The following is a 15,716-nucleotide window of genomic DNA, read 5'->3' on the forward strand; positions in this document are numbered from 1 at the left end:
CCAGCCGAAACACCAACCGGGACCCCAACCGGGACCCATCCGGGACACAGCAGGGACACCAGCAGGGACCCGACCGGGAATCCCCCGGCCCCTCCCGGAACGTCCGCCGACCGCCTGGCAGCCCGACCGCCGCGCCACCCGAGTGAAGGAACCATGCACCGTTCAGCCCCGCGACTCTCCCGCATACTCGCCTGCGCCGCCGTTCCGGTGATGCTCGTCGTCGCCGGCTGCTCGTCGGACTCCGGCGGCAAGGAAACGAAGGACTCGTCGGGTTCGTCCTCGTCGTCCGCGGCGCCGAGCGCGAAGAAGTCGGAACCGAGCGTCGCGCCCGCCAAGTTCGCCACGCTGCCCGACCCGTGCAAGTCGATCGCCAAGAAGACGATCACCTCCCTGGTCCCCGATGCGAAGTCCAAGAGCGGCACGCCTGCCAACTCCAGCGACGTCTCGTACCGCGCCGGCTGCTCCTGGAACGGCCTCACCGACAAGGGCGTGAACGGTTCCCAGTACCGCTGGCTCGACATCGGCTTCACCCGCTTCGACTCGGACCAGACCCTGGGCAGCGGCGCCGAGCGGGCGCAGCAGGACTACGCGAAGCAGGTCGCCAAGGCGAAGGCGGCCGAGGGCGCGAAGAAGGTCGCCGAGGGGCCCGCCAGCGGCATCGGCGAACAGGCCACCAAGATCACGTACGACCTCACCAAGACGAGTGAGGACTTCAAGTACGCGACGATCGTGGCCCGTACGGAGAACGTCGTCGTCACCCTCACCTACAACGGCGCGGGTTACGCGGGCGCGAAGACCCCGTCCGCCGACGACATCCTGAAGGGCGCCGAGAAGGTGGCCAAGGAGGCGGTCGCCTCGGTCGCCGCCCTCGCCGCCGACACGAAGCCGGACGCACCGAGCAGCTCCGCCGAGCCCAGCAAGTCCGCCAAGGCGAACTAGCCAACGCGGCGGCCTCCTCGGGAAGCACCTCAACGCCCCCGCCCAGAAGCAGTTTTACGAAACCCATCACGACGCCCGCCACGACGCCCGTCACGAAGCCCGATATGGAGCCGTTACGGAGCCCGTTACGGAGCTCTTCACGAAGCCCGGTTCTCCCCCGAGTACCGGGCTTCGCCCCTCCCCGCGCAACACACCGCCCCCTCATGTGCCAGGCTGTGCCCGCCGGAAGTCGAAGCAGGACGTCGAAGCAGAGCATCAGCGCAGGGCGTCGGATGCGGGAAACGGGGAGGGAACGCGGGTGGCCGCGATGCAGCTGACACGCACTCACCGAATACTCATCGGGCTCGTGGTCGCCGGTGCGGTGCTCATCGCCGCGATCGGTTTCGCGGGCTCGTACGCGGCGGTGCGCGAGCTCGCGCTGCAGAAGGGCTTCGGGAACTTCTCGCTGGTCTTCCCGATCGGCATCGACGCGGGCATCTGTGTCCTGCTCGCCCTGGACCTGCTGCTGACCTGGATGCGCATCCCGTTCCCGCTGCTGCGCCAGACGGCCTGGCTGCTGACCGCCGCGACGATCGCCTTCAACGGCGCCGCTGCCTGGCCCGACCCGCTCGGCGTCGGCATGCACGCGGTCATCCCGGTGCTGTTCGTGGTCTCCGTCGAGGCCGCCCGGCACGCCGTCGGCCGGATCGCCGACATCACCGCCGACAAGCACATGGAGGGCGTGCGGCTCACCCGCTGGCTGCTCTCGCCCGTACCGACGTTCAAGCTGTGGCGTCGGATGAAGCTCTGGGAACTCCGGTCGTACGAGCAGGTCATCAAGCTCGAACAGGACCGGCTGATCTACCAGGCCCGCCTCCAGGCCCGCTTCGGCCGCAACTGGCGCCGCAAGGCTCCCGTCGAGTCCCTGATGCCGCTGCGCCTGGCGAAGTACGGCGTCCCGCTGGCCGAAACCGGTCCGTCCGGCCTCGCCGCCGCGGGCATCGAACCGGCCCTGCTGCCCCCCGCCCCCGCCCCGGCGCCCGTCCTGGCCTCGTCCGGACCGGACGAGTTCCCGGAGTTGCCGTACGCAGAGCCCCACCCGGAGCAGCAAGCCCAGCAGCACCTGCAACAACAGCAACAGCAACAACACTCGCAACAGCAACAACACGCCCACCCCTCCGAGCCGGCCCCCGCCTCCGAGGAGTGGCCCCAGGAAGGCCCCGGCTCGCACGAGAGCCCCTGGTTCGCGAAGCCCCACGTCCCGGAGGGCACGTACGAGGGTGCGTACAACCCGAAGTACGTCGAGGGCCTGGAGCCCACCCCGGTCATGGTCCCGTCGGGCCCGGGCGGCCGCACCCGCCCGCTGGGCAACGTGGGCACGATCGGCGCGGTCCCCCACCCCCGTAGCGAAGAGCCCCTGCCGGAGTCACCGGAGCAACCCCAGCAGCCCGAGCAGTCCGAGCAGCCCGTGGCGGACCCGGTCGAGTGGGCACAGGAGGACGCGGAGTTCGGCGAAATCGCGTACGAGGTGTTCAGCGCGTACACGCACCAGCACAACGACTACCCGAGCGTCGAGGTCCTCGACATACATCTCTCGGACGGCCACAACGTCAGGCACCCGCGCAGCGCGGCTCTGCTCCGCCGTCTGCTGCCGGGTTTCAAGCAGCGCTTCGACAACGAGATGGCCGAGAACCACATCGCGTGAGCGATCCGGGCCCGTCACCGCTCGAAGACGGACCGGAACCGGCAACGACGAAAGGGCCGTCACCCGAATCACCGGGTGACGGCCCTTTCGTATGAAACCCCCTACGCGCCCAGCAGCCTCCGCACCCGGTCCGCCCCCACGGCCAGCAGCAGCGTCGGCAGCCGCGGCCCCGTGTCCCGGCCGACCAGCAGCCGGTAGAGCAGCGCGAAGAACGACCGCTGCGCGACCTTCAGCTCGGGCGTCGGCTTGGCGTCCGGCTCCAGGCCCGACAGGATCTTCGGCACGCCGTAGACGAGCGTGGTGAGCCCGTCCAGCGACCAGTGCGTGTCCAGCCCTTCCAGGAGCAGCCGCAGCGACTCCCGGCCCTGCTCGTCCAGCGAGCCGAGCAGTTCCTTGTCCGGCTCGTCGCGGACGATGGTGCGGGCCTCGGCCGGGACCTGGCTGGTGATCCAGTTCTCGGCGCGGTCGAGGCGGGGCCGGGCCTCGTCGAGCGAGGTCAGCGGGTTCTCCGGGTCCAGCTCGCTCAGGATGCGCAGCGTCTGCTCGTCGTGCCCGCCCGTGATGTCGACGACCGACGCGAGCGTGCGGTACGGCAGCGGGCGCGGTGTCCGCGGCAGCTCGCCGGCGGCCGTGCCGATGGCCCGCGTGTACGCGGCGGCGTCGGCGGGCAGCACCGAGCCGTCGGCGACCTTGCGCGCCAGCGAGTCCCACTCGTCGTAGAGCCGCTGGATCTCCTGGTCGAAGGCGATCTTGAAGGACTGGTTGGGCTTGCGGCGCGCGTACAGCCAGCGCAGCAGCGGCGCCTCCATGATCTTCAGCGCGTCGGCCGGGGTCGGCACGCCGCCCTTGCTGGAGGACATCTTCGCCATGCCGGAGATGCCGACGAACGCGTACATCGGGCCGATCGGCTGCACGCCGTCGAAGACCTCACGGACGATCTGGCCGCCGACGACGAACGAGGAGCCGGGCGAGGAGTGGTCCACACCGCTCGGCTCGAAGATCACGCCTTCGTACGCCCAGCGCATCGGCCAGTCGACCTTCCAGACCAGCTTGCCGCGGTTGAACTCGCTCAGCCGGACGGTCTCGGCGAAGCCGCAGGCGGTGCAGGTGTAGTTCAGCTCGGTGCTGTCGTCGTCGTACGACGTGACGGTCGTGAGGTCCTTCTCGCAGTTGCCGCAGTAGGGCTTGTACGGGAAGTAGCCGGCCGAGCCGCCGCTGCCGTCGTCCTCGCTGGCCGCGCCGGAACCCGCCTCGGCCTCCAGCTCGGCCTCGTCGACCTTCTTCTGCTGCTGCGGCTTCTTGCCGCCCTTGGCGCCCGCCGCACCCGCCGCGCCCGGGTCCTTCTTCGTCCGGTACCGGTCGAGGACGGCGTCGATGTCGGCACGGTGCTTCATCGCGTGCAGGATCTGCTCGCGGTAGGCGCCCGCCGTGTACTGCTCGGTCTGGCTGATGCTGTCGTACTCGACGCCCAGCTCGTCCAGCGCGGCGGTCATGGCGGCCTTGAAGTGCTCCGCCCAGTTCGGATACGCGGACCCGGCCGGGGCGGGCACCGAGGTCAGCGGCTTGCCGATGTGCTCGGCCCAGGACTCGTCGATCCCCGGGACCCCATTGGGAACCTTGCGGTACCGGTCGTAGTCGTCCCAGGAGATCAGGTGCCGGACGGTGTACCCGCGGCGGCGGATCTCGTCGGCGACGAGGTGCGGGGTCATGACCTCGCGGAGGTTGCCCAGGTGGATCGGGCCCGACGGGGAGAGGCCGGACGCGACGACGACCGGTTTGCCAGGCGCACGACGCTCCGATTCGGCGATGACATCGTCCGCGAAGCGGGAGACCCAGTCGGTCTCGGTGCTGCTCTGACTCTGAGCCACGGTCTGCACGTCCTTCTCTCTTGTGGGGCTCGCAGGGACAAAACCCCTGGCAGGGGCAGAACCCCTGGCAGGGACAAACCCTGGCAAGGGACAACCCCTGGGAGGGACAAACCCCTGCGGGACTCGTAGGGCATTGCCCATTGTCCCAGGTCCCACCGACAGCGCGAAAACGGCTTTACTCGCCGTGGAATACTGGGTGTGATCCCTTGTACTCCTACGGAAACGGCAGCCAGCCCATGGCCTCGGTCAATTCCCTCGCTTCCACGCTCCAGCAGCAGCTGGCGGACGCCCTGACGGCAGCTCTGCCGGATGTCGGCACCGCGGACCCGCTGCTGCGACGAAGCGACCGGGCCGATTTCCAGGCCAACGGCATCCTGGCCCTCGCCAAGAAGCTCAAGGGCAACCCGCGCGAGCTGGCGTCCCAGGTCACGGCCGCGATCCCGGCGGGCGATCTGATCAAGGAGATCGAGGTCTCCGGCCCCGGCTTCCTGAATGTGACGCTCACCGACCGGGCGATCATCGAAACCCTCGCCGCGCGTGACGCGGACGACGAGGGCCGCCTCGGTGTCCCGTACAACAGCGCCGCGGGCACCACCGTCATCGACTACGCGCAGCCGAACGTGGCCAAGGAGATGCACGTCGGTCACCTCCGTTCCGCGGTGATCGGTGACGCGATGGCGCAGATCCTGGAGTTCACGGGCGAGACCGTGGTCCGGCGCCACCACATCGGCGACTGGGGCACCCAGTTCGGCATGCTCATCCAGTACCTGATCGAGCACCCGGGCGAGCTGAACCACGAGGCCGACGGCGGCGCGGCGGACGGCGAGGCCGCCATGTCCTCCCTGAACCGGCTCTACAAGGCCTCGCGGGTGCTGTTCGACTCCGACGAGGAGTTCAAGGCTCGCTCCCGGGACCGGGTCGTGGCGCTCCAGGCCGGTGACGAGGAGACCCTCGCCATGTGGCAGCGCTTCGTCGACGAGTCGAAGATCTACTTCTACTCGGTCTTCAACAAGCTCGACATGGAGATCCGCGACGCCGACATCGTCGGCGAGTCCGGCTACAACGACATGCTGGCGGAGACCTGCCGCCTGCTGGAGGAGTCGGGCGTCGCCGTCCGCTCCGAAGGCGCGCTCTGCGTGTTCTTCGACGATGTGAAGGGCACGGACGGCGAGCCGGTGCCGCTGATCGTGCAGAAGTCCAACGGCGGTTTCGGCTACGCGGCCACCGACCTCTCCGCGATCCGCGACCGGGTCCAGAACCTCAAGGCGTCCACCCTGCTGTACGTGGTGGACGCACGGCAGGCCCTGCACTTCAAGATGGTCTTCGAGACGGCCCGCCGGGCCGGCTGGCTGAACGAGGACGTCAAGGCCGTGCATCTCGCCTTCGGCACCGTGCTCGGCAAGGACGGCAAGCCGTTCAAGACCCGTGCGGGCGAGACGATCCGGCTGGCGGACCTGCTGGACGAGGCGATCGACCGGGCGTCTGCGGTCGTGCGCGAGAAGGCACAGGACCTCACCGACGAGGAGATCACCGAGCGGGCCACGCAGGTCGGCATCGGCGCGGTGAAGTACGCGGACCTGTCGACGTCGGCCGCCCGCGACTACAAGTTCGACCTGGACCAGATGGTGTCGCTGACCGGCGACACGAGCGTGTACATCCAGTACGCGCATGCCCGTTCCCGCTCTATCAAGCGCAAGGCGGGCGAGCGGAAGCCCCAGCCGCACCCCGAGCTGGAGCTGGCCCCGGCCGAGCGGGCGCTGGGCCTGCACCTGGACCAGTTCGGCGAGATCGTGGCCGAGGTCGCCGCCGCGTACGAGCCGCACAAGCTGGCCTCGTACCTCTACCAGCTGTCGTCGCTGTTCACGACGTTCTACGACCAGTGCCCGGTGCTGAAGTCCGACGTCCCGGCCGATGTGGCCGAGAACCGTCTCTTCCTCTCGGACCTCACCGCCCGCACCCTGCGCCAGGGCATGGAGCTGCTCGGCATCAGGACGCCCGAGCGCCTCTGACCGGGACGTCAGTCAGCCCGTACGCACCGGCCCGGTGGCCGTGACCACTAGTCCCACTCCTTGGTCACCCACTGGGCCGTGTCGTACCGGTACATGTACTTCGGCCGCGCCTCGATGCTGCTGGTACGGAACGGCTTCCCGCCGTCGTCGATGCGCAGCGTCCCCTTCCGGCCGCCGCTGCTCCACTCCAGCTCCAGGTACCAGCTGACGTCGTGCCCTTCGACATGGGCCTTGAGGTCGAACACCTCCACATCGGTGGAGGACACCTGGAACGGAAAGTTCTTCGGCGGCACCCGCACGTCCCCCTGCTGCCCCGCCACCGGGGTGAGGGTCGGCCGGTTGTCGTCGAGGTCGATGTCGAAGGACTGCGGGGTGATGCCGCTCCCGCAGCCCTCGCCCATCGAGTACGCCGACCACGCCAGCGGCGCCTTCCGGGACAGTGTCCGCACATGCAGTCCCTTCAGCACGACGGCCTGCCCCGACTTCCCCTGCACGGTGAGTTCGAGCAGCATGCTGCCACCGTCCACCCCGCCGAGCGCCCTGGCCCAGCCGCGGGTGTCCTGCGGTGCGGGCGGCGGAGGCACGTCGTCCGGCTTCTGGTCCAGCACGTAGTGCTGACCGCAGGGCTCTTCCCAGTTGTACGAGCTGATGGTGGCGCTCAGCGGCACACCCCCGCTCTGCTGCCCACCCGACCCGGCTCGCGTGCCGTGCCCCTCGGACGTGGCGGTTCCATGGCCGGGCGCCGGGGACGAGGCACTCGCCGTACCGGACGGGGCCGGCGTACCCGACTTCTTCCCCCCACCGGGCGGAGCCGTGAGGCTCGCGTCGAGGCGGGGCCGGGTGGACACGGGCCCGTCCGGGTCCACCCCGTCCACGGCGGGGGCGTTGCTGAGATCGTCCATGTCCGTACCCGACAGATTGCTGACGACGATCGAGGTGGGCACGGTCAGCGCGACGACGGCAACGGCCGCGAGCAGCACGCGCGCCCGTGCGGAGGCCAGGAACCGCCGGGGCTGGCTCGCCCCACCGGCCACGATCGCGGGTTCGGGTTCGGGTTCGGGCGTGAGCTCGGACGCGTCGCGACCAGCCTCGGCCCCGGAGCCACGAACCGCCTCCGGACCCGAGTCGGAAACCATGTCCGAGACCGCATCCCGACCCGGCTCCGAACCCGCGTCCCGTACCGGTCCCGCAGCCGCGTCCCGCACCGGCTCAGCAGCCGCAGGAGCAGCCGCGGCCGGCCGCCGCCGGGCCGCATCCGCCACGATCCATCGCCGGTGCAGCTCCACCAGCTCCTCCGGGCTCGCCGCACACAACCGCGCCAGCCGTTCCACCGGGGCGTACTCGTTCGGCACCGCATCACCGTTGCAGTACCGGTGAAGCGTCGACGTGCTGACGTGCAGTCTCCCCGCGAGAACCCCGTAGCTGCGCCCCGAACGGTCCTTCAGTTCCTTCAGCAGAGCCGCGAATTCCCCGGCCTCCGGCGTCGCCACTTCGGCGTTCCCCCTCCTGGTCCGTCCCGGAACACCGTTCCAGGGACGTGGAATCTGCCCAGGTCACAGTACGCGCAGGCATTCCAGCTTCCCGAATGGGCTGTTCGGCGTTGCGGACGGATTCCGCCGCCCCGCAATCTGTGAACACACCGCAGCGACCACCGGGACAACGCAGTGCGAATCCACTCCCGCATCGAGCTCGTCGATGCCGTGGCCATCGGAGTGGTGATCGTGTCCACCGCGATCGTCATGGTCTTGATCTGCCACAACTGACCGAACGACATCACCAGCCCACACACGGGGAGTACCACCATGCGCAGCAACCACATCCGCACCACCACCCTCGCCGCGACCGCCTTGCTGGCCGCCCTCTCGCTCACCGCCTGCGGCGGCAACGACAACGGGAACGACGGCAAGGCAGGCGCGGTGGCTCCGGCGGCGAGCACCACCGCCACCACCCCCGACACGGGCAAGGACGCCCAGGAGACCGACAGCGGCACGGCCGATGCCCCCGCCGAGAACGTCTCCGACGCATCCAAGGGCTCCACCGGCGGTCAGAAGAGCAACGCCGTCGCCACCGGCGGCCAGAAGAGCAACGCCGGCACCACCGGCGGTCAGAAGAGCAACGCCGGCACCACCGGAAGCGGCAGCAAGTCACCCGTCACCTGCACCGGCGCGAACACCAAGGTCACCGTCAGCAAGGTGAGCCGTCCCATCAACCACCTGCTGCTCACGGCGACCAACACCGGTTCCAGCCCCTGCTACGCGTACCACGCGCCGAAGCTCCGGTTCGACGACGCCCAGGCCGTCTTCCCGATCCTCCGCGACAGCATCCCGCAGGCCGTGGTCACCCTTGCGCCGGGCCAGTCCGCCTACGCCTCGATCGGGCTGTCCGGTGAGCCGGACGGACAGGAGCTGTACAAGGGCACCCACCTCACGGTGTACTTCTCCGGCAAGAGCGACCAGGGCTCCACGGGCGCCCCCGCCGAGCTGACGCTCCCCGCCGGCACCTCCTGGGGCAGCAACGGCTTCGTCACCTACTGGCAGAGCGACATGGCCGACGCCCTCACGTACTGAGTCTCCAATTGACGGCGCGGAGGCTCTGGTCAACCGCCCCAGAGCCTCCGCATCAGTTCGTCACTCCCGGCAGTTCGTCACTCCCGGCAGCCCTCAGTCCCGGTAGTCCGGAGCCACCCGGTCCAGCAGCCGCAGCATGGCCGCCCATGCCAGGTCGTAGGCGACATCGTCCTGAAGGTCGCTGTCCGCGTCCGCGTCGCCCGCGAGCTGCCGGGCGGTGTACTCGCAGGTCGCGGCCGGGGGAATGGTCAGCGGTCCGCCGCCCGCCTGGGCGGTGACCTGGATCTCGCAGGCCTTCTCCAGGTAGTACATGCGCAGGAAGGCCTGGGCCGCGCTCTCACCCACCGTCAGCAGACCGTGGTTGCGCAGGATCAGCGCCGGATGGTTGCCGATGTCCTCGACCAGGCGCTTCTGCTCGTCGAGGTTGAGGGCCACGCCCTCGTAGTCGTGGTAGCCGACACGGTTGTAGAACTCCATCGACATCTGGTTCAGCGGCAGCAGCCCGTCGCGCTGGGCGGCGACCGCGCAGCCGGCCCGGGTGTGGGTGTGCAGGACACACTGCGCGTCCTCGCGCGCGGCATGGATCGCGCTGTGGATGACGAAGCCCGCGGGGTTGACGGGGTGGGGCGTGGGCTCGACCGGATTGCCCGACAGATCGATCTTGACCAGGTTCGACGCGGTGATCTCCTCGAAGAGGAGGCCGTAGGGGTTGATCAGGAAGTGGTGATCGGGCCCCGGCAGCCGCAGCGAGATGTGGGTGAAGATCAGGTCGGTCATCCGGAAGTGCGCCACGAGCCGGTAGACGGCGGCGAGTTCACGACGCAGCCGGGTCTCCTCGGCAAGGTCCGCGCCGCTCCCGCTCCCCTCGGCGAGATCCGTGTCGTGGACGGTCGGCAGTTCGGTCACGAGGGGGCTCCTTCGAGCGTCGGGTCGACCACGGGGGTCAGCGGGCGCCCGGTGCGGTGCCAGGCGATGACGTTCTCGGCGGGCACGCACACGTACGCCCGCTGCGAGGTGTCGGACAGATAGGCGCTGTGCGGGGAGAGCTGGATGCGCGGGTGGACGCGCAACGGGTCGTCCGGCGCCGGGGGTTCGACCGGGAACACGTCCAGGGCCGCGCCCCGGAGCCGTCCGCCGTCCAGCGCGGCCAGCAGCGCGGCGGTGTCGACGAGTTCACCGCGGGCGACGTTCACCAGGTAGCCGCCCGGCCGCATACGGGCGAGCAGTTCCGCGTCGACCATGCCGCGGGTCTGCTCGGTCAGCGGCGTGTGCAGCGAGAGCACGTCGCAGCCGGCGACCAGCTCGTTGCGGCCGAGCCGCTCGACATCGGACGGCCACCCGGCCGCGTCGGCGCGCGGATCGTACGCGGCGACGCGCCCGAAGACCGGCCCCGCGATCCTGGCCAGCTCTCGCGCGATGCGCCCGAACCCCAGGAGGCCGAGCGTCAGCTCACCGGCCCGGCGCGGCAGTTCGGCGAACTCGGCGCTCCAGCCCCCACCGCGCACGGTGGCGTCGGCCTGGGGCAGCGCGCGTACGAGACAGAGCGCGGAGGCGAGCGCGTGCACGGCGACGTCCTCGGTCGCGGCATGCGGCAGGTTGCTCACCCACACGCCGCGCCGGAGCGCCTGCGCGGTGTCGATCATGTCGTACCCGGCGGACATGGCGGCCACCATCCGCACACCGGGGAGGCGGTCGAGCAGCGCGGCGTCCACCGGCGCGTAGCCGACGATCAGCGCCACGGCGTCGCGTGCGGCCGCCACGATCGCGTCCGGGTCCCGGCTGCCCACGACCCGGGTGTCGAAGCCCGCCTCGGCCAGCAGCCGCATCGCCGGACCGACATCGAGTTCCTCGGGGTCCGTGAACACCGCCAGGGGCCGACTCATCCCATCCTCCTCAAGCTGCACAAGCTCCTTCGGGCCTTCAGCCACAGCCGACCTTCAGCCAGAACCGACCTTCAGCCACAGCTGACCTCCAGCCGCCGCAGCCCTTCAGCCACAGCAAAATACTGATTCGTTCGTCTCATCCGCACTGAACCTACGTTTCATCCGGCAAAATTGTCCAGATGCAGCAAATGCGTACGCCGGTGATGCGTATCACCCGGCCCACACCCCGTAGCCCCTGCGCCCCGGTGGTCAAGAATGGGGCCCGCCCCGGGCGCACCCGCCCCCGGGCAACCGAACCGAGGGGAAGCGCCCAGGTGGATCTGGACCGGACCGATCTGGCCGTAGTCCGCGAACTGCGGACGGACGGCCGCCTGACGTACGAGACCCTGGCGCAGCGCGTCGGACTCTCCCGCCCCGCCACCCGCGCCCGCGTGCAGCGGCTGCTGGCGGGCGGCGGCGTACGCGTGGTGGCCGTCGTGCATCCCGCCGTACGGGAGCTGACCGCGTCGGCGCATCTGTCGATCGGCGTGAGCGGACCGGCCGAGCCGGTGGCGCGCGCGATCGCCGCCATGCCGCAGGCGCCGTTCGTCACCCTCACCGCGGGCAGCCGCGCGATCATGGCGGAGCTGCGCACCAAGGGGCTGGCGGAGCTGGACCTGGCCATCGAGTCGATCCGCTCGCTGGACGGCGTCGACGTCGTGGACCCGCTGATCTCCCTCCAGCACCTCAAGGACCCCTACCTGCTGGCGGGCCGGCCCGATGTGCCGGAACTGGACGCGACGGACCGGCTGATCCTGGACGAGCTGGAGCGCGACGGGCGCCTCCCCTTCGCCGAACTCGCCGAGCGCGTCGGGCTTTCGCCCGGCGCCGCCCGCGCCCGCACCCTGCGCCTCCTCGATGACGGCGTGGCCAAGGTGCTCGCGCTGGTCCGCCCCGATCTGCTGGGGCTCGGCGTCCTGTGCGGATTCGCCGTACGGCTGGACGGTGAGCGGGACACCATCGCGCAGCACATCGGCGGATGGGACCGGGTCTCGTTCCTCTCCGCATGCATGGGGCGCGCGGAACTCGTCGGGACGATCAGCGCCGAGTCGCTCACCGCGGTGCGCGACACGCTGGAGGACATGCGAGCGTGCGCGGGCGTGCGCGCCGTGGAGAGCTGGGTCCATCTGGAGCTGGTCAAGGAGCGGTACGACCTCACCACCACCGGCTCCTGAGCTGGATGCCAGACGATACGTAAGTCAGAACCCGCATCACATTACGAAAAATTTGTGAGCCGGGGGTCTAGGCAAGACATCGTCTGCTGCATATCGTCCATGCGAACGAATCAGCCGTCGCGGAGTCTCCGTGCGTACGGCCTCCCTCATGGACGCCCCAGGTCGAAAGCAGGCCCCCTCATGCACCACCCCCTCGACGACGCCGACCGCACGCTCCTGGTGACCGGCGCCGCCGTCGCCGCCCCCGGTACCGCCGAACGCGCCGAGGCACTGGCCGTCCGCGGCGGCCGGGTCGTCCACATCGGCACCACCGACGACGCCCGCGCCGCACTCGGCGGCCGGGCCGACGACGTCCTCGAACTCGACGGCGGCCTCGTCCACCCCGGCTTCGTCGACGCCCACTGCCACCCCGTGATGTACGGGCAGGCACTCGCCTGGGTCGACTGCCGCCCCGAACGCGTACCGGACATCGAGACGCTCGTCGCCGTCCTGACCGAAGCGGCCCGCGAACTGCCCGTCGGCGTCCCGGTGCGCGGCTTCGGCTACGAACACCGCCGCCTCGCCGAGCGCCGCCACCCCACCTGCCACGACCTCGACCGCGTCGCCACCGACCGCGAGGTGTACGTGATGAACGCCTCCGGCCACGGCGGCGTCGTCAACTCCCACACCCTGCGCACCTGCGGTGTCACCGCGGGCACCCCCGACCCCGAGGGCGGCAGCATCGGCCGGTCCGCCTCCGGCGAACCCGACGGACAGCTCTGGGACGCCGCCTGCGACCTGCTCACCGGCCCCGGCGGCGTGAAGATCGGCAACCACGGCCCGAACTTCCACCTCTCCGAGCCCGACGCCATCATGGCCGACCACCTCCAGCGCGCCCAGGAGGTCTTCCTCGCCGCCGGAGTCACCACCGTCGGCGACGCCCAGGCATCCCGGCGCGAGATGGAGACGTACCTGCGCGCCCGCGCGGACGGCTCACTGCGCCTGCGCGTCTCCGCGTACCTCACCTCCGCGCTCCTGGACACCGCGCTCGAACTGGGCGTCGTGAACGGCTTCGGCGACGACCTGTTCCGCGTCCAGGGCGTCAAGTTCTACGCCGACGGCACCCTCGGCGGCTGGACCGCGTACTTCCCCGAGGGCTACGCCGCCGACTGCTGCCACCACGGACAGCTCTACCACTCCACCGAGGAGTACGCCGAACTCATCGGCCGCGCCCACCGCGCCGGGCTCCAGACCGCGACCCACGCCCAGTCCCCGTACGCCATCGGCATGGTCCTCGACGCCGTCGAGAAGGCGCAGGCGGACCGGGAGCGCCCCGGCATCCGCCACCGCATCGAGCACTCCGGCCTGCCCACCGACGAACAGATCGCCCGCATGGGCCGGCTGGGCGTCGTCCCGGTCATGCAGCCCCAGCACCACCTGCGCACCGGCGACGGCACGCTGACCGCCGTCGGCGACCTCGGCCACCGCTACAACCCGGCAGGCACCTGCCTGGCCGCCGGGGTGCCCGTCGTGTTCAGCTCGGACGCGCCCGTCGCCCCGCCCGCCCCGCTGGAGGCCGTCTCCGCCGCCGCGACCCGGCGCACCGTGCTCGGCACCGTCCTCGGCGACGCCTCGCTGCGGATGCCCGTCGCCGACGGACTGCACGCGCACACCGCCGCGGCTGCCCGCGCCCTGCACCGCGAACACGCCGTCGGCGCCCTGGCCCCCGGCATGCTCGCCGACTTCGTCGTCCTGGCCGACGACCCGCTCACCACCGACCCGACGGAACTCGCCTCCATCGGCGTACGCGAGACCTGGATCGGCGGCACCCGCGCCTGGGCAGCCCCCGGCCGCTGACCCGTCACTCCCCGCTCCCTCGCCTGACCCACCGCTCCCCCGCTCACGCACCTTCCGCCGCCCCTCCCGCCCCCGGAGGCACCATGTCCCCGTCCCCATCCGCGTCCACGCGGTCCGCCACCAAGCAGAGCCCGTACAGACCCGCCATCGCGGCACTGGCAGGCACGTCCATCGAGTGGTACGACTTCTACGCGTTCGCCACCGCCGCGGCGATCGTCTTCAACGACGTGTTCTTCCCGCCGGACATGTCGCCGTACCTCAGGACCCTGTCCGCCTTCGCGACGTTCGCCATCGGCTTCCTGCTGCGCCCGCTCGGCGGCATCGTCTTCGGGCACATCGGCGACCGCGTAGGACGCAAGAAGACTCTGGTCATCACGTTGGTGATGATGGGCGTCGCGTCCTTCGCCATCGGCCTGCTGCCCACGTACGCCCAGGTCGGCGCACTCGCGCCGATCCTGCTTATCGTGCTGCGGCTGGTCCAGGGCATCGCGATCGGCGGCGAGTGGGGCGGCGCGGTGCTGATCGCCGTGGAGAACGCCCCGCGCGGCAAGGCCGCCTTCTTCGGCTCGTTCGCCCAACTCGGCTCCTCGGTCGGAGCGTTGCTGTCGACCGGCGCCTTCAGCCTGATGAACCTCTTCGGGCACGACGCGTTCATGAGCTGGGGCTGGCGCGTACCGTTCCTGGCCTCCGCCGTGCTGGTGATCGTGGGCCTGGTCGTCCGGGCCAAGCTGGAGGAGTCCCCGGTCATGGAGGAGGTGCGCAAGGAACAGCAGACGAAGCAGGCGAAGGATGGGAAGGAAGAGACCAAACTCCCGGTGGTCGAGGTCTTCCAGACGGCCTGGCGGACCGTCCTCGTCGGCGTCTTCGCCCTGGCCACCGCGACCGGCGGCTACTACGTCGTGACCAGCTTCCTGCTCTCGTACGGCACCGGCGACCTCCACCTGTCGGAGTCGATGCTGCTCAACGGCCTCACCCTGGCGGCGTTCCTGGAACTCCTCGTCACCCCCTGGCTGTCGTGGCTCGCCGACCGGGTGGGATCGCACAAGGTCGTCATCGCCGGACTGGCGGGCGTCATCGTCCTGGCCCTGCCGCAGTTCATGGTGCTGGGCACCGGGAGCGTCTTCCTCATCTGGCTGATGATGCTGGCCATGCGCCTGGTGATGTCCGCACTGTACGGGCCGATCGCGTCGATCCTCGTCGAGGGCTTCGCGCCGCACGTCCGCTACACCGGCATCTCCCTCTCCTACCAGATCTGCAACATGATCTTCGGCGGCCTCGCCCCCCTCGCGGCGGTCTCCCTCGCGGCGGCCGCGGGCGGTCACTACTGGCCGCCGGCCGTGATGCTGATGGTCATCTCGGCGATCGGCATCGCGTGCACGGCGCGCCTCCACCACCTCGGCAGGGCACAGGCCCGGTCTCAGGGGCGGACACCGGCCCCGGCGGCACACGAGGCGGTACCGACCGCCTCGTAACGCAACGGCTGCGGCTGCGGCTGCGGCTCCCACGACGTGTTCCCCTGCCCGCCTCGCGGACAGGGGAACACGTACGTTCAGGCGTGCACGGGCCGGGACATGGCCTGACCAGGGCCTCTCGTTCGGATCACGCTGGGCTCGCGTGCCCTGGCACGCACTACCTCAAGGACGCCAGCGGCCAGGGACCCCATCGGCATTGCCGTCGGTCCCGCCCTGTGCCACGGGGCGCCAGGAAGCCTCGGCC

The 15,716-nt window shown here is 70.4% G+C and carries 11 protein-coding genes; 7 read left to right on the top strand and 4 right to left on the bottom strand.

Translation table 11 applies throughout. From position 1 onward, the window contains the following. The first annotated feature begins 153 nt into the window (after positions 1–153). Positions 154–939 (top strand): DUF3558 family protein, encoded by a 786-nt coding sequence (locus OH735_RS16015; protein WP_406382205.1) that lies wholly within the window; start codon positions 154–156, stop codon positions 937–939. Positions 940–1,246: 307 nt separating this feature from the next. Further along, the gene (locus tag OH735_RS16020) at positions 1,247–2,623 is read left to right on the top strand and encodes a DUF2637 domain-containing protein (RefSeq protein ID WP_406382206.1); all 1,377 of its coding nucleotides are present in this window, start codon (positions 1,247–1,249) and stop codon (positions 2,621–2,623) included. A 101-nt stretch (positions 2,624–2,724) separates the two neighbouring features. On the opposite strand, the gene lysS is transcribed toward OH735_RS16020, so the two are convergent. Further along, positions 2,725–4,500, bottom strand: a complete 1,776-nt coding sequence (gene lysS / locus OH735_RS16025; RefSeq protein ID WP_406382207.1) for a lysine--tRNA ligase — start codon at positions 4,498–4,500, stop codon at positions 2,725–2,727. Positions 4,501–4,727: 227 nt separating this feature from the next. Here lysS and argS point away from each other — a divergent pair, with 227 nt between their 5' ends. Further along, positions 4,728–6,500, top strand: a complete 1,773-nt coding sequence (argS, locus tag OH735_RS16030; protein ID WP_406386586.1) for an arginine--tRNA ligase — start codon at positions 4,728–4,730, stop codon at positions 6,498–6,500. Positions 6,501–6,547: 47 nt separating this feature from the next. On the opposite strand, the gene OH735_RS16035 is transcribed toward argS, so the two are convergent. Next, a complete protein-coding gene (locus OH735_RS16035) occupies positions 6,548–7,990 on the bottom strand; it encodes a helix-turn-helix domain-containing protein (protein ID WP_406382209.1) in 1,443 nt (480 codons plus the stop codon). 312 nt (positions 7,991–8,302) lie between these two features. Here OH735_RS16035 and OH735_RS16040 point away from each other — a divergent pair, with 312 nt between their 5' ends. Next, a complete protein-coding gene (locus tag OH735_RS16040) occupies positions 8,303–9,067 on the top strand; it encodes a DUF4232 domain-containing protein (protein ID WP_406382210.1) in 765 nt (254 codons plus the stop codon). Positions 9,068–9,160: 93 nt separating this feature from the next. Here the strand turns inward: OH735_RS16040 and OH735_RS16045 are convergent, their stop codons facing one another. Both OH735_RS16045 and OH735_RS16050 read right to left on the bottom strand, forming a co-directional pair. Further along, complete coding sequence (locus OH735_RS16045; RefSeq protein WP_406386587.1) at positions 9,161–9,964, bottom strand: class II aldolase/adducin family protein; 804 nt, start codon at positions 9,962–9,964, stop codon at positions 9,161–9,163. Between the two features lie 5 nt (positions 9,965–9,969). Next, the gene (locus OH735_RS16050) at positions 9,970–10,950 is read right to left on the bottom strand and encodes a C-terminal binding protein (protein ID WP_406382212.1); all 981 of its coding nucleotides are present in this window, start codon (positions 10,948–10,950) and stop codon (positions 9,970–9,972) included. Positions 10,951–11,264: 314 nt separating this feature from the next. Here OH735_RS16050 and OH735_RS16055 point away from each other — a divergent pair, with 314 nt between their 5' ends. The 3 genes from OH735_RS16055 (at position 11,265) to OH735_RS16065 (ending at position 15,472) form a co-directional block, all read left to right on the top strand. Beyond that, the gene (locus OH735_RS16055; protein ID WP_406382213.1) at positions 11,265–12,164 is read left to right on the top strand and encodes an Lrp/AsnC family transcriptional regulator; all 900 of its coding nucleotides are present in this window, start codon (positions 11,265–11,267) and stop codon (positions 12,162–12,164) included. Positions 12,165–12,344: 180 nt separating this feature from the next. Next, positions 12,345–14,000 carry an amidohydrolase gene (locus OH735_RS16060; protein ID WP_406382214.1) on the top strand — a complete coding sequence of 552 codons (1,656 nt, stop codon included), beginning with the start codon at positions 12,345–12,347 and terminating at the stop codon, positions 13,998–14,000. Between the two features lie 83 nt (positions 14,001–14,083). Beyond that, a complete protein-coding gene (locus OH735_RS16065; RefSeq protein WP_406382215.1) occupies positions 14,084–15,472 on the top strand; it encodes an MFS transporter in 1,389 nt (462 codons plus the stop codon). The last annotated feature ends 244 nt before the right edge of the window (positions 15,473–15,716 follow it).

The sequence above is a fragment of the Streptomyces sp. NBC_01618 genome (assembly GCF_045209435.1).
Lineage (GTDB): Bacteria > Actinomycetota > Actinomycetes > Streptomycetales > Streptomycetaceae > Streptomyces.